Below are 14879 nucleotides of genomic sequence, written 5' to 3'. Positions count from 1 at the left end.
GAAGTGTCGGGTCAGTCGCCATCCAGCGCGTTGAACCCGGCCTCCACCCCCAGCTTGGGGCCAAGGTCCAATGCGGCGATTTCTTTGATCTCGCGCACATCCTGTTGCAGCGTCTCCAACAAAAAGCGTTTTTGCGGATCACTCACCCCGGCAAAACTGGGGTCATCGACAAGGTTCGCGGCATGGCGGTCGGCCTTGTCGAACAGCTGTGTCAGATGTTGCGAGAGTTCCTGATCGCATTCGGACAGGAGTTGTGCCAGCTGACGCAGGCTATCCAGCTGGATCTGCACATGGCGCAAAGAGCGGCCAGAGCGGCGGGCCTCGGCGCGATTGGGGCGCGGATTGTCAAATGTGCCGAGCGGGCGGCCAAGGCGCATATCGGCGAGGATCTCCAGCCCGGTGGTGAGCGCTTTGAACAGTTCCTGATGCGCTTCCTCATCGCTGCGGTAACGGTCATCGGGGTGACGCAGCTTGTCGGCGTAGTCCTCTTGCCATTCGGTCAAAATCGCGGCGCTGTTTCGCGACACACCTTGCGCGACCGCTTTGACAAACGCGCAGGCATAGTCCGGGGACGTCAGATCCGCATAGGCGGGGTCATAAAAGAGGTACTCCAGCGCATAAAACCCGCGCACCGCGACTGAGGCGGTGGCGAAGTCTTCGGGCGTGTTGACCACCGGGTCGCTGTCCAACAGCAGGCTGCGCAGGGCCTTTGGGGTCTTGGAGCGGCTGTCGGGCCAGAACGCGATGGCAAAGGCGCGATTGTCAGATTCGGAAGGGCCAAAACGCAGGTGGCTGGCCGCAACCCATGCGTCAAAGGCCTCACCCCAAGCGGCGCGCACGGCCTCTGATGTGGGGGCGCAGTCGTTCTCTGTAAGGGTCGCAAATTCGGCAGTCTCGGTGGCCAGACGCGCGTAGGTGGGCAGGATATGCTGGTCGATGACCGCATCCGTGAGCGCATCCGCGCGCGCCATTCCGGTGAGAGCAACAAGGGCGCAGGCAGTGGACGCCAGTCGAGACAAGACAGACATTAAAGAGACTCCAGAAAGGTGATAAGGGCGGCGCGATCATCAGGGGGCAAGGCGACGATGGTGTCGCGGGCGGCTTGAGCCTCGCCACCATGCCAGAGGATGGCTTCCAGCAAAGTGCGGGCGCGGCCATCATGCAAGAAGGTGGCGCGGTCTGAGACCTGCTGCGTCAAGCCAATCCCCCAGAGCGGTGCGGTGCGCCATTCGCGCTCGGTGGCACGCGCTTCGGGTCGGTTGTCGGCAAGGCCTTCGCCCATGTCGTGCAATAGCAGATCGGAATAGGGCCAGATGAGCTGAAAGCTCTGCTCGGGGCGATCAAGCAGGCGGTGGGTGACAAATTTGGGCCGGTGGCAACTGGCGCAGCCGCTGTCATAGAACACGGATTTGCCGCGCAGCACTTCGGGCGCGTCCAGATCGCGGCGGGCAGGTACCGAGACATTGCGGCTGTAGAAGGTGACCAGATCCATATTGGGCTGGTCAATTTCGGTCACGCGCACATCTTTGTCGCCGTGCGGCGCGCTGCGGCAGGCGTCCTGCAAGGCAGTGCAATCGCCATAGGGCTGCGGAAACAGCGGTGTCGAGATGCCGATATCGCCGGAAAACGCCGCTGCGGATTGTTCGTGGATGGTGGCGGTGCCCGCCTTGAGGCCAAAGCGCCCCAGCATCACCTGACCAAATTCCTTGGACCAGACGAGGTTTGGTCGCCCAGAAATGCCATCGCCGTTCTGATCGTCGGGGTCGGCAAGGGCGAGGATATCAGCCGCCGGGATCGCCTCTAACAGGCCAAGGCCGATCATCGGTGGAGCCACGCGCGGCGAGAGCATCGCCTTGGCATGCAGCGGGCCGTATTTCAGCGCGGTGGCTTCAAACGAGGGTTTGCGCAGGCGGACCACCTCGCCGCCATTCAGGGTGATTTCTTCCTCGGTGTAGGTCACCGACAGGCGGTATTCGGGATTGACGCCGGGGCTGGAGAAATCCTGCAATTGCCAGCCATAGGTCGGCTCTGGCGACATGCCGATATAGTCGGGAATGGCGCGCAACATAGGGGGCACCGGGCCGGGAATGGAGACGCGTAGAAAGGTCGAGGCGGAGCGATAATCGGGCCCCTCGGGCAGATGCCCCCGCCCGTCGCGGATGTGGCAGCGTTGGCAGGCACGTGCGTTGTAGACCGGACCCAGCCCATCAGACGCGCGGGTCGAGGATGGCGAGAACACCCAGAGTTTGTCAAACAAGGCCTCGCCCAGCCGAAACTCCAGACCCTGTTCAAACGTCAGGTTCACGGGCGGCGTGCTAAAAACCTCGCGGTCGTTGCGAACGGGCAGGGTGGCGGCCCCGGCGGGGTTTTCCTCGAATGGCTCGGGCGCGGTGAAATCGCGCGCAGGGGCGGTGACGCGCGCAATGCGGCTGGTTTCGTCTTTGGTTCGGGGCAGAAAGGAGAGATGCGGCTCCGATAGGCCATCCGGTGCGGGAGGGGCGGCGCGGTCGGTTGCATGAAGCGGTGCGGCCAGCACCAGAGTGAGGGCCGCACTCAGAAGAAAGACCGTGTTACTCGGCTTCGTCCATCTTGGAGGCGTTGAGTTGCGCGTATTTTTCTTCGCCAACGCGGTCGTGCAGTTCAAGCTGGGTCTCCAGGAAATCGATATGGCCTTCTTCGTCGGCCAGCAGCTCTTTGAACAGCTCCTCAGAGACGAAGTCACCATTGGTCCTACAGTACTCTGCCGCTTCCTTGTAGAGGGCGCGGGCCTCTTGTTCTGCGGCCAAATCGCATTCCAAGGTTTCCTTGGGCGTCTGGCCGATGCGCAGCGGGTCGAGCGTTTGCAGGTTGGGATGCCCCTCGAGGAAGATGATCCGGTCGATCAGCTTGTCCGCGTGGTTCATCTCTTCGATGCTTTCCTCGCGGCTCTTCTTGGCCATGTGGCCGAGGCCCCAATCCTGTTGCAGGCGATAATGCAGCCAGTACTGGCTGACCGCTGTCAACTCGCTCCTAAGCGCCTTGTTGAGATATTCGATGACTTTGGGGTCGCCCTTCATAATTGCTCTCCGGAGAAATGGCTATACGCAGGTTCTGCAGATGTGCAGGTACACTAACCTTAGCGTTGGCGCGCATGGTGTCCAGAAAGAGCGACATGCAACCGCCACAATCCGCCTTCTTACCGAGGGCGCGATAAATTTTCCCAGGAGTTATAATAGTTTGCGGGTCAGAGCTGCGCATCCAGTCGATGGCCGAATGGATGTCGTGATCCGAGATCGCAGTGCAGTGGCAGATGATCATGGCGGGGCTGTTATCCCAAGAGATTCTATAGGCTACTTGCTCGCCTCAATATCTGAGCAAAAGAATAAGTTTTCAAGGATAAATAAGACAGATTTGCTCAGGAAATCGTGAGCGCCGCATATTGTGAAGATTGGCGCACACAAAAAAAGGAACCGCACACGGGGGCGCGGCTCCTGTCAGATCGGGGACCTGATCTATATTATTCAAAAACCGCCGTAGGGTTGTCGAGCGAGTCAGAGCCTTCAATGGCGACGCCGTCCAGCTCCAGTGCGGCGACCGCGCGCTCAATGGAGCGGGTCTGATCCACCAGTGCATCCACGCCGCCCATGACCAGTGCTTCGCCGGCATCGCTGCCCTGCGCAAGCATCTGGTCATAGGAGAAGCCTGCCTCAGCAGCCGTCTTGATGCGGCCTAGCTTCATCATGGTGGTGGAGAGTTTGCCGGTCAGTTCCGCGTTCAGTTCAGAATCCGCAGCCTCGACCAGATCGGCCAGTGCCGGGCCGGACACCAGATCGCCGTTCACCCGCACATATTCGCCCAAGTAGACGTTCTGGATGCCCAGACCATCGTAGTAGTGGCTGTTGTGGGTGTTGTCGGAGAAGCAATCGTGCTCTTCTTCGGGGTCGTTCAGCATCAGGCCAAGACGCATCCGCTCGCCCGCTTGTTCGCCATAAGACAGCGAACCCATGCCGGTGAGGATCGTGGTGATGCCTGCGTCCTCGTCCGAAAGCACGGTTTCGCGCGCTTCGCCGCCTTCGGCCCATTGCGCGGTGATCCACTCAAGATCGGACACCAGCAGATCGGTCGCCGCCTGCAGGTAGGCGCCACGGCGGTCACAATTGCCGTTGGTGCAGCCCTCGCCCGCCGCATAGTCAGTCCATGCGCGCTCGCCTGCGCCATGCTCGGTGCCGTTCAGATCCTGACCCCAGAGCAGGAATTCGATGGCGTGGTAGCCGGTTGCCACATTGGCTTCGACACCGTCGGCCTCGTGCAGGGTCTCGGCCAGCAGCTCGGGCGTGATGTCAGAGGCGTCGATGGTCTCGCCAGAGAGGGTGAACTCCGGGTTGGCAACCACGTTCAGCGCTGCGGCGGCGTTCTCATCCGTCGGGCCACCATAAGAGGCGTCCACATAGTCGATCAGGCCTTCATCCAGCGGCCATGCGTTCACTTTGCCTTCCCAGTCGTCGACGATGGCATTGCCGAAACGGTAGACCTCGGTCTGCTGATACGGGACGCGCGCCGCCAGCCATGCGTGTTTCGCGGCCTCAAGGTTTTCAGCCGAAGGGTCCGCAATCAGCGCATCAACAGCGGCCTGAAGCGCCTTTGCGGTGATCAGGCTGTCTTCGTATTTTGCCTCGGCGATGTTTGCGTAATTGGTCAGAACATCGGCCTTGGAAGCTGCGAAAGCGGCCGATGTGCCTACGGTCAAAGCCGCAATGGCGGCACCGGTGAGAAGCGGCGTTTTCATGAAGTATATCCTCGCTGGAACTTTGATATTTGTGGCGCTGTTGCGCGTGGGGTGAATTACTTGGTCAGGATCAGCTTGCCTGCGCGGGTGATGCGCAGCGAATAGATCTGACCATTGAGAATAATGCGCGCCTGCACACCGCCGCGGGTCAGATCCTCGGCGTGGTAGGTCGGGTAGGTTTCAGGCTGGGCGGCTGCGGCAATGTCTTCTTGGGAAATCGGTTTCAGGTTGCTCATCGGGGAGACCTCTGTTTCTGCTCCACCTTGTCGAACAGCCACTCAAAGCAAAAGCTCTGCTGCGGCAACTCTCCCGACAGGACATTGTGCCACAAATCCGACAACGGCAGCGGATCTGTGTCGCGGTCACTATGTGTTGGTGTTTGGCCAGAGAGTTTCAACATGTGCGGGGCGCAAGGTTCAGGTTGTCGGCTGGCCCGTGTGACACACAGGTTGGCTGGATTGCCTTATACCTGATTTATTTGGTCGGATATGTCAATTGATTAAATAACCCTCCTGTTTCCTTTGGCTTATCCGATGCCGAAGTGGGGATTTACAGCGCTGAAAACAGGGCAGATGTGGATTTATCGCAGGATTTTGCCGTGGTCAGCGACTTTGCTCCGGCTCGGAGGGGGAGGAAAACTCAGCCACCAGCGCGTCTATGAACAGGCGTACGCGCTGCGGCTGGTGGCGGCGGTCCTGATAGACGAGGTAAAGCCCCAGTTGCGATTCTACCCCCGGTGGTGGTGGCGCAATCTCGACAGAGTCCGTTTTGGCATCCTGCTCACATAGCGACAGCGGCAGACAGGCGCGGGCGGCACCGGCCAGCGTCAGTTCCCGTGCCAGTGCAAAGGATTCGCAATGGGCCTGCCCGGGCAGCGGGCTGCTGTTCAGGTGCCGGGTGAGGGGGCCGAGGATCGGCAGGCTCTCATCCCGCAGCCGCCCCGGTGGGGCCACCAGCTGCACCGGCATTTGCGACAGGAGCCGCGCAATCAGATCCGCGCCGCCGGGTCGGTGGCCACGCAGAGCGACATCGATCCCGTCGCGGACAAAATCGGTGGCGCGATCCTCCACGGTGATGTCGACATGGATTTTTGGGTGGCGCGCAAGAAAGTCCCGGGTGAGACGGGCCAACCGGTCCATCGGCAGGGCGGTCGGTACCGACAGCCGCACTGGCCCGCTGGCGCTGACATCGGCCGAGACAAGGCTGCGTGCCGCCTCAATCTCGGCCAAGGCCCGTTGGCAGCGCTCCAGAAACACCGCGCCCTCGTTGGTGAGGGCGGTGCTGCGGGTGGTGCGATCCAGGAGGCGTACGCCCAGGCTCTGTTCCAGCGCCCGTACCCGGCTGGTGACGGTCGAGGGCGGCAGACCCAGACGCCGCGCCGCGCCCGCAAAGCTCAACTGGCCCGCCACTTCGGCGAAGGTTTCGATGTTTTGCAGATCGTTCATTGCGCGATTATCTCGTTTAGTGTCTGCAGTATTATGGCGATTATTTCGCCTGATGCGAGGGGTTACATCCGTTTCATCAGAAGTGGAGAAGCAGATGAACAGACGTAGCTTTCTAAAATCCGGTGTTGCGGTTGCCGCAGCGAGCCTGGTGCCCGCCACCGTGCGCAGTGCGACGGCCCCCCTGTCGGTGCGTTGGCTGGGGGGCGCGATGATGGAGATCGAAGCCGCAGGCCTGCGCATTCTCACCGATCCCTGCCTTGGCGAGGGGGAAGAGGCCTTTGTGATGGGTGATCCCAATGAGATGTTTGACCTTGCCAAAGGCCCGAACATCAAGACCCACGCCCGGCTGGCGCCCTTTCCGGGGCTGAAGCACAGCAGCCCGGATCTGGTGCTCTTGAGCCATCTGCACGAGGATCATTTCGACCAGAAGGCCCAAGCCTGGCTGGACCGCAGCCTGCCCTTGCTGGCACCGGAGCATGACACGGAGCATCTGCGGCAGCAGGGCTACGGCGCACAGGCCTTGCGGCACGGGGCGACGCGTGTGTTCAACGGCCCTAGTGGTGAGGTCCGGATCACCGCCCTGCCTGCGGTGCATTCGCTCAACCCGCAAATCTCGGCGGTGCTGGGCCTTGGCAACGGCTATATGATCGAGGCCCGCCGTGGCGCGCAGGTGCAGCGTCTGTATTGGGCGGGCGATACGTTCCATGCCGAGCCGGTGGCGCAAGCGCTGACCCAGCAGGACACCCCGGATCTGTTCATTCCACATATCGGTGCGGTCGGCGGTGAGGGCGCGCTGGGGCAGATTTCCATGGATGGGGGGCAGGCGATGGATTTCGCCGCACAGGTGGGCGCGCACTCCGTTCTGCCGGTGCACCACACAACCTATTCCCTCTTTCGCGAAGGGCCAGAGGTGATGCAGCGCTTGTATGCTGCGTTGAGGCCCGACTGGAACCTGCTCTTGCCGGGGGAGGGGGGGGAAGTCTTGCTCTGACAGGCGGCGCTCCGGCGATCAAGCCCTGCCCCAAGGGGTGGGGTTTGATGGGGCAATGTGCGCTTGCGGGCGGTTATTCAACCTCTGCGGCGAGCCGCCTTGCGAGCACAGAGATCAGAAACACGGCGACAAAAAGAAACACTGCGCCAATGATCCATGCCGTGGGCGTGGAGTAAATCTCAGCGACAGCACCCGCAAAGACCATCCCCAACGCGCCGCCAAGTTGCTGCATCAGCGACCTCAGAGACAGCATGGTCGAGCGCTGGTGATCTTCGACGCATCTGTGCAAAATGCTGCTGGCGGGTGTCTCGGTAATCCCAAGGCAAACGGAATAGAGGATAAAAACCACAACAAAGCCGATGATGCCGCCTTGGAGGGCCAGTGCGATCTGAACCACGGCCAGCCCTGCAAACGCCGCCGCAAGCGTCGTGGCATGTCGCCGTTTGAAAATCCGACTGATGCGAGGGGAGAGCGACGCCCCAAAGGCGATAGAAAAGAAATACGCCGCAGTCAGCACACCAATGAGCGTATTTGCATAGCTTTCGTCCAGCATCGGCTTTGCATGCGTGGGCCAGATCACCTCGACCGGGTTGGTCGCCATCAGGAACAAGGCTAAAGCCGCCAAAAGCACCGACAGTGCCGGATGTCTCAGCGCAAGAAGGCCTGCGGCTTTGACTACCAGCGGGACGGAGACAAACCCTTGTTTCAGGGCGCGCAGGTGCAGCGGGCGCGGTTTTTCAACAATGACACGCAGGGTGTAGACGAACACGCCAAGCATCACAGCCATGCTCGCCGCGTAAGAAACATCATAGGGACTGAAACCCAGTCTCTCTGCCGCCGGGCCAAACAAATCGGGCAGAATGCCTCCCAATACGGCTCCCACAGCCAGGCCCATAGCATTGGCCCACTGCGCTTTGGCAAGTGCGGGCTGCACATCCACATTGGGCGCAACTGCTTTGAAGGTTTCAACAAACCACGCATCCAGCGTGCCCGACCGAAGCGCACGTCCAAAGCCGATGAAGGCAAAAGAGAGCGCGAGAACATAGAAATCGCGGGTTGAAAGAAATAGGGCGAGGGAGATCAAGCTGGCAACAACCGCGGCCAGAAAAACCGGCTTACGCCCAATGTTATCGGCCAAGCCCCCAAATGGGAGTTCCATCGCCATGGTGGTGATGGAGTAGATCCCAAAAAGCAGGGAAATCTGGAACAGGTCCATGCCACGGTCGGTCAACGCCAGCGCGACAACGGCAACCGTCAAACCCATCGCAAAACGATCAAGGAACTGATGTACCTGAAACACCCGGATGTGGCGTCTTGCCGGGGTGGTCAGTGCAGAAATGGAGAACTCTAATTCGGTTGCCATGGCGGCACCTTCGCCGTTGCCGGTGACTTCTGCAATAGGTCAGGAGGGCGGGCGTCACAATGGCGTCCTGATTTTCGGATATCTTTGACAGGCAAGGTGCGCGCGCGCAATTTCACATTCAAAGGTACGGGCATAAATGGTGGGTTGGCGGTGACGGAAGATGAGTTTCTAACGATTGTGCGCGGCAATCCGGTTGTGGATCAGGTTCTGGACCGCCTGAGTGCGGCCGACCTGAAGGATGCATGGCTGGTTGCTGGGTGTCTTTTTCAAACCGTGTGGAACCAACAAACCGGTCGACCTCCGGAGTTTGGCATCACTGATTACGATGTGTTCTATTTCGACACCTCCGATCTGTCGTGGGAGGCCGAAGATGCAGCCATTCGACGGGCACTACAGGAGTTAGGGGAAGTCGATGCGGATATTGAGATCCGCAATCAGGCGCGGGTGCACCTGTGGTATGAGGCGAAATTCGGCATTCCTTACAAACCCTTGTCTCGCGCCACAGAAGGCGTTGACCGGTTTCTGGCGAAGGCGTGTATGGTTGGCGTTCGAAAGACAGAGCGCGCAGGGTACGAGGTCTATGCGCCACAAGGGTTTAGGGATTTACAGGATTTGACGGTTCGCCCTGCTGAACATGAGACTTTCGATCCGGTCACATATCGCAAGAAGGCGAAGAAGTGGTTGGAGTTCTGGCCAGAATTGCATGTGATTGACGCTTCTGCCGCCTGATTGTCCTGATTGCTGACGGCTCGGTCTTTGCCTGTCGGGACGAGCGCAAAGCCAATGAGAAAAGCCGCCCCCTCAGGCGCGGCTTTTGATTTTTGCATTATCCGCAGCAGCAGATCAGGCGTCGCGTCCGCCTGCAAAGCGCGCCTGCCATTCCTCGCGCTGCTCGTCGGTGATCTTGGCAAAGAGCACCTCCGGCACGGTAAAGGCATGGCCTGCGGGCAGGGCGGCGAGCGCTGCAGCGACGTCTTCGGGCCAGTCGCGATCCTCGGTGCCCAATGCCTCAAACAGGCGATCAGAGGCATCGGGGATGAAGGGGGCTGACAACACCGCATAGAGGCGGATCAGGTTGAGACCCAGACGCACCTGACCAGCGGCGCGCTCGGGGTCTTCCTTGAACACCGACCACGGCGCGGCAGATTGCAGGTATTCATTACCCGCAACCCAGATCGCGCGCAGCTCTTGCGCTGATTTGCGCACCTCCATCGCCTCCATGTGGCGCTCATAGGCGCCGATGCGGGTGGAGAGCTCCTCAATGAGGGCCTGTTCCTGCTCGCCCCATGCGCCACCCTCGGGCACCTGCTCGCCAAATTTCGAGCGGCAAAATTTGGTGATGCGCGAGACAAAATTGCCAAGCACATCCGCCAGATCCTTGTTCACGGATTGCTGGAAGTTCTCCCATGTGAATTCCGAGTCAGAGCTTTCGGGCGCATGGGACAGCAGCCACCAGCGCCAGTAATCCGACGGCAGGATCTCCAGTGCCTGATCCATGAACACGCCGCGCCCCTGCGAGGTGGAGAACTGACCGCCGTCATAGTTCAGGTAGTTGAACGATTTGAGGTGATCCACCATCTTCCACGGCTCGCCCGACCCCAGCAGGGTCGCGGGGAAGGACAGGGTATGGAAGGGGACGTTATCCTTGCCCATGAACTGGACGTATTTCACATCATCTGCGCCCTTGTCGGTGCGCCACCAGCGTTCCCAGTCCGCATCCAATTTGCCGTGTGCCTCGGCCCATTCGCCAGCAGCAGCGATATATTCGATCGGCGCGTCGAACCAGACGTAGAAGACCTTGCCTTCCATGCCGGGCCAGTCCTCGGTGCCTTTCTTGACCGCGATGCCCCAGTCGAGGTCACGGGTGATGCCTCGGTCCTGCAAACCGTCGCCGTCATGCAGCCATTTCTTGGCAATCGAGGTGGTCAGCACCGGCCAGTCAGATTTGCTGTCGATCCATTGATCCAGCTGGTCGCGCATCGCGGATTGGCGCAGGAACAGGTGCTTGGTCTCACGCACCTCAAGGTCGGTGGACCCGGAAATCGCAGAGCGCGGGTTGATGAGGTCGGTCGGATCGAGCTGCTTGGTGCATTCCTCGCACTGATCGCCGCGCGCCTTCTCGAAGCCGCAGTTGGGGCAGGTGCCCTCGATATAGCGGTCAGGCAGGAAGCGGCCATCGGCGTTGGAATAGACCTGTTTTTCCGACACTTCGGTAATCAGCCCGGCCTCTTCCAGCTTGCCCGCGAAATGCTGGGTCAACGCGTGGTTCTGCGGGCTGGAGGAGCGGCCATAATGGTCAAACGACAGGCCAAACCGCTTGGCGATGTCGGCCTGAACCTCGTGCATCTCGGCGCAATAGTCGGCCACGGGTTTGCCCGCCTTGGCTGCGGCCAGTTCGGCGGGGGTGCCGTGTTCGTCGGTGGCGCAGAGGAACATCACCTCATTGCCGCGTCCCCGGTTGTAGCGGGCATAGAGATCGGCGGGCAGCTGGCTTCCCACGAGGTTGCCGAGGTGCTTGATCCCATTGATATAGGGCAGTGCCGAGGTGATGAGAATTCGGGCCATATCGTCCATCCACGTCGCTTGTCTGGCCGCTCATCTATCCCATGCGGGAAGGTACGAAAACCCCATGTTATCCGGCGATGCGAAGAAAGCGGCAAATATGGCGTGCAATCGGTGCTCTTCACCTTGACCCTCTGGCGGGGTTGCAAGAGGTTAAGGACGAATTTGAACCCCAAACCCTTGAAAGCTCACGGTTGCGTGACCACATAGGTTGCATACGATGGCATACAAAGTGGATATTATTTGCGAATGACAGATCTTCTTCTCGATGGGGCCTTTGCCCCTTTCACCATGGCACTGGCACTTTTGCTCGGACTGGTGGGGATGGAAGTTCTGGCATTGCTGCTCGGGGGCAGCCTTCTGGCCGGGGACAGCGACGCTGATCTGGATGGTCCCGGCGGTATGGAGCTGGACGCTGATCTCGATATTGGCGGCGTCGATCTGGACGTGCTGGATGGCGTTGATCTGGATGCGCTCGACATCGACGGGCTGGACGGTCTGGAGGCGGATGCGCCCGCAACCGCGCCAGAGATTTCCGGCGGGGGCGGCGTGCTCAGCTGGCTTGGCATCGGGCGGATGCCCTTTCTGATCTGGCTCGGCTCTGCGCTGATGGCCTTTGGCCTTTCGGGCATGGCCTTGCAACTCAGCCTCAGGGATCTGTTCCAGATCTTTGCCCCGGCTGGGCTGGTTTCCCTCCCGGCAAGTGTGTTCGCGCTATGGTTTGCACGCGGTTTTGGCGCAGCCTTTGCGCGGCTGTTGCCGCAAACCAAGACCGAAGCCCTGTCCGAAGGGTCCCTCGGCCGCCGCCGCGGCACCATCACCCAAGGCACCGCCTCGCGCGGGCGCCCTGCGGAGGTCCGTGTCATGGACCGTTTTGGCAACGCCCATTATCTGCGCGCTGAACCCCTGAGCGATCAGGACGAGATTGCCCAAGGCACCGAGGTGCTGGTGATCCGTGACCGACGCGCCGAACGATATGTTCTCGTGCCGCTCTCTGACTGAGTCGCACTGGGGCAGCCCAACCTTGAATTTAAACGTAACTTTGACCTGAAGGAGGATTGGGATGGACTTTTCATTCCTGCTGGTGAGCGTGATCACCATATTGATGTTTGTGGCCCTGATCGGGCTTGTTCTGGGGCGACTCTACCGCCGGGCCACCCGCGAGGTGAGCCTGGTGAAGACCGGTTCGGGCGGCAAAAAGGTCATCATGGACGGCGGGACCATTGTGATCCCGTTGCTGCATGAGATCAGCCCCGTCAACATGAAGACCCTGCGTCTGGAGGTGCAGCGTTCGGGCGAAGCTGCGCTGATCACTCAGGACCGTATGCGCGTCGATGTGGGCGTGGAATTCTACGTCTCGGTGATGGCCACCGAAGAAGGCATCTCGCGCGCGGCACAGACGCTGGGCGACCGGACCTTTGATGTGGAACAGCTGCGCGAGATGATCGAAGGCAAGCTCATCGACGGTCTGCGCGCCGTGGCCGCACAGATGACCATGGACGGGCTGCATGAAAACCGCGCCGACTTTGTGCAAGAGGTGCAGAATGCGGTCTCTGAAGATCTGCTGAAAAACGGTTTGTCGCTGGAATCTGTCTCGCTCACGGCACTCGATCAGACGCCGTTTGAGGCGCTGGATGAAAACAACGCCTTTAACGCGGTGGGCATGCGCAAATTGGCCGAGGTGATCGCCACTTCGAAAAAAGAACGCGCCCAGATTGACGCCGATGCAGAGGTTGCCGTGCGCCGCGCCGCGATGGAAGGGGAACGCCAGAAACTGCTGATCGATCAGGACGAACAGCAGGCCCGTATCGAACAGATGCAGCAGGTAGAGACCATGCGCGTGGCGCAGGAGGCGGAAATCGCCGCCCGGACCGAGGACTCGGTGCGTGAAACCGAACGCGCCCGCATCGCCCGAGAGGAAGCCATCCGCTCTGCCGAGATCGAGCGCGAGCGCAAGATCCGGGTGGCCGAGATCACTAAGGAGCGCGAGCTTGAGGTGGCCGAGCAGGAACGTCAGGTCATCATCGCGCAGAAATCCGAGGAAGAAAGCCGCGCCCGCGCCTCGGCGGATCTGGCCCGCGCCGAAGCGACCAAAGCAACCGAAGCCGTGGCAACAGCCCGTCAGGTGGCCGAGGCTGAGCGTCAAAAGCAGATCGTTCTGATCGAGGCTGCCCGCGAGGCGGAACGTCAGGCCACCGGCATTCGTCTCGCCGCTCAGGCCGAAAAAGAAGCCGCCGCCGACCGCGCCGAAGCGCGCCGCGAGGAAGCACAGGCCGAGGCCGATGCGCTTAATATTCGCGCGGAGGCCAAGAAAAACGACATGCTGGCAGAGGCCGAAGGTAAACGCGCGCTGGTCGAGGCCGACAATGCGCTCTCGCCGGAACTGGTGCGCATGAAGGTTGACCTCGCCCGCATCGAGGCGATGCCCTCGATCATTGCCGAGATGGTGAAACCGGCCGAGAAAATCGACTCGATCAAGATCCATCAGGTCGGAGGCGTGGGCGGCGGCGCGGCCTACAGCAGCGTGGGCGCCTCTGGCGACAAACCCGTGGTCAATCAGGCGCTCGATTCCATCATGGGCATGGCGGTGCAGATGCCCGCGCTCAAAACACTGGGGCGTGAATTGGGGATCTCGATGGAGGATGGTGTGTCCGGCGTGGTGAACGGCATGCTGGAGGGCAATGACATCGCCCCCGAAGTCGCCGCCGACCCGGAGGCAACGGATGAGGCCAAGACCTCAGAGGTGCACTGAGCGCTGATGCGCTGAGACATAGGAAAGGGCTGGCCGCGCGCTGGCCCTTTTTGTTTTGAGCGCAGTGGAACGGGAGTTCGGGTCTGGCAGCTTTGAGTCCTAACTTCTGCGCTTCTGCAACGCGGCGAATGTCTGCTAGATCGCGTTTAGCCAAATTTGTGACAAACCAAATGTGGCCTTGCCCACCAATGAAGCCAAGGATTCCTATGGGCTCTGGTTTGCCGTCCGCTTGCCCCATGGCCGAGTGATCACAAACGCCACCGTTCCGCCTAATGTAAAAACAAACAGGAAGAACAAGACTGAGTAGGGAACATAGAGTAGAGAAAAAACTGCGAGGAATGCCATTCCCAGAAAAGCAGTAACACTCAAGAAAACTTTAAGGACTCCAAAGAACCGTACTGGCTTGATTTTCCAATCATTGGCCCGCCAACGCCAGAACAGACGCGCCATTGGTGCCAACGCCAAACACCACCAAAAGATAGCAAAAAGAGTTGAGCCAGGAGCGTGCGCGATACCCGCAACCTCAAATGAGACCTTCTCCGCGAATGTGGCGGGTCGCTCAATAAAGCCATAAGATATGTCGATGTATTCGGGGTATGCGTCGCCTGACGGCCTGCCATCTTCCACAATAGTTCGTCCACGCTCCCACAGACCAAGTTCGGGCTGATAGACCAACCCGCGCACAGCGTCATAGGCGCTGCAAAATTGCCCATCATTTGAACGGTTACATCGAATGATAAACCCATCAGATAGGGGAGTGGCTGCCAGTAAGCGCCCCTCACTATCAAAGACGATGACTTGCGAAGGATCAGCAAAGATGATGCCATCACCGAACAAGATGGCAAATTCGACTTCTCCGAATTCTGGCAGCTCGACCTTTTCGCGTTGGCCAAAGTAAGGAGAGTGAGCAAATGCGGAAGTGGCAGAAACTAATACGGAAAAAATCAACAACGATATGAGTTTCATAGCACGTGACTGTTCCACAGAACGTTTGCGTTCTA

General features: G+C 60.0%; 14 protein-coding genes. 4 read left to right on the top strand and 10 right to left on the bottom strand.

The annotated features are described in order from the left end of the window. Window positions 1–11: 11 nt before the first annotated feature. From UB90_RS01920 to UB90_RS01895, 7 genes are all read right to left on the bottom strand, one after another. A complete protein-coding gene (locus UB90_RS01920) occupies window positions 12–1028 on the bottom strand; it encodes an imelysin family protein (protein WP_065331870.1) in 1017 nt (338 codons plus the stop codon). Beyond that, window positions 1028–2536, bottom strand: a complete 1509-nt coding sequence (locus tag UB90_RS01915) for a di-heme oxidoreductase family protein (RefSeq protein ID WP_065326435.1) — start codon at window positions 2534–2536, stop codon at window positions 1028–1030. The genes UB90_RS01920 and UB90_RS01915 overlap by 1 nt, the downstream gene beginning before the upstream one ends. Window positions 2537–2570: 34 nt before the next feature. Continuing rightward, window positions 2571–3056: a bacterioferritin gene (gene bfr / locus UB90_RS01910; protein WP_005628455.1), complete on the bottom strand. Its 486-nt coding sequence runs from the start codon at window positions 3054–3056 to the stop codon at window positions 2571–2573. After that, on the bottom strand, window positions 3010–3297 hold the full coding sequence (locus UB90_RS22400) for a (2Fe-2S)-binding protein (RefSeq protein ID WP_074712556.1): 288 nt from the start codon (window positions 3295–3297) through the stop codon (window positions 3010–3012). The genes bfr and UB90_RS22400 overlap by 47 nt, the downstream gene beginning before the upstream one ends. 199 nt (window positions 3298–3496) lie before the next feature. Next, a complete protein-coding gene (locus tag UB90_RS01905) occupies window positions 3497–4765 on the bottom strand; it encodes an imelysin family protein (RefSeq protein ID WP_065326436.1) in 1269 nt (422 codons plus the stop codon). Window positions 4766–4821: 56 nt separating this feature from the next. Further along, window positions 4822–5001 carry a hemin uptake protein HemP gene (gene hemP, locus UB90_RS01900; RefSeq protein ID WP_065326437.1) on the bottom strand — a complete coding sequence of 60 codons (180 nt, stop codon included), beginning with the start codon at window positions 4999–5001 and terminating at the stop codon, window positions 4822–4824. A gap of 366 nt (window positions 5002–5367) precedes the next feature. After that, on the bottom strand, window positions 5368–6210 hold the full coding sequence (locus UB90_RS01895) for a LysR family transcriptional regulator (protein WP_065326438.1): 843 nt from the start codon (window positions 6208–6210) through the stop codon (window positions 5368–5370). A 94-nt stretch (window positions 6211–6304) separates the two neighbouring features. Here UB90_RS01895 and UB90_RS01890 point away from each other — a divergent pair, with 94 nt between their 5' ends. Further along, window positions 6305–7201 carry an MBL fold metallo-hydrolase gene (locus UB90_RS01890; protein WP_065326439.1) on the top strand — a complete coding sequence of 299 codons (897 nt, stop codon included), beginning with the start codon at window positions 6305–6307 and terminating at the stop codon, window positions 7199–7201. Between the two features lie 73 nt (window positions 7202–7274). Here the strand turns inward: UB90_RS01890 and UB90_RS01885 are convergent, their stop codons facing one another. Continuing rightward, a complete protein-coding gene (locus tag UB90_RS01885) occupies window positions 7275–8564 on the bottom strand; it encodes an MFS transporter (protein WP_065326440.1) in 1290 nt (429 codons plus the stop codon). 150 nt (window positions 8565–8714) lie between these two features. On the opposite strand from UB90_RS01885, the gene UB90_RS01880 reads away from it, so the two are divergent. Further along, complete coding sequence (locus UB90_RS01880; RefSeq protein ID WP_065326534.1) at window positions 8715–9293, top strand: nucleotidyltransferase family protein; 579 nt, start codon at window positions 8715–8717, stop codon at window positions 9291–9293. A 114-nt stretch (window positions 9294–9407) separates the two neighbouring features. Here the strand turns inward: UB90_RS01880 and metG are convergent, their stop codons facing one another. Further along, the gene (gene metG / locus UB90_RS01875; RefSeq protein ID WP_065326535.1) at window positions 9408–11129 is read right to left on the bottom strand and encodes a methionine--tRNA ligase; all 1722 of its coding nucleotides are present in this window, start codon (window positions 11127–11129) and stop codon (window positions 9408–9410) included. A 246-nt stretch (window positions 11130–11375) separates the two neighbouring features. On the opposite strand from metG, the gene UB90_RS01870 reads away from it, so the two are divergent. After that, complete coding sequence (locus tag UB90_RS01870; RefSeq protein WP_065331869.1) at window positions 11376–12128, top strand: OB-fold-containig protein; 753 nt, start codon at window positions 11376–11378, stop codon at window positions 12126–12128. Between the two features lie 61 nt (window positions 12129–12189). After that, window positions 12190–13878: a flotillin family protein gene (locus tag UB90_RS01865; RefSeq protein WP_065326442.1), complete on the top strand. Its 1689-nt coding sequence runs from the start codon at window positions 12190–12192 to the stop codon at window positions 13876–13878. A 204-nt stretch (window positions 13879–14082) separates the two neighbouring features. Here the strand turns inward: UB90_RS01865 and UB90_RS01860 are convergent, their stop codons facing one another. Beyond that, the gene (locus UB90_RS01860; RefSeq protein WP_065326443.1) at window positions 14083–14844 is read right to left on the bottom strand and encodes a hypothetical protein; all 762 of its coding nucleotides are present in this window, start codon (window positions 14842–14844) and stop codon (window positions 14083–14085) included. Window positions 14845–14879 lie beyond the last annotated feature (35 nt).

The sequence above is a fragment of the Tritonibacter mobilis genome (assembly GCF_001681715.1).
Lineage (GTDB): Bacteria > Pseudomonadota > Alphaproteobacteria > Rhodobacterales > Rhodobacteraceae > Epibacterium > Epibacterium mobile.
Note: the sequence above shows the minus strand (reverse complement) of the source record. Positions and strands in the feature narration are given on the sequence as shown.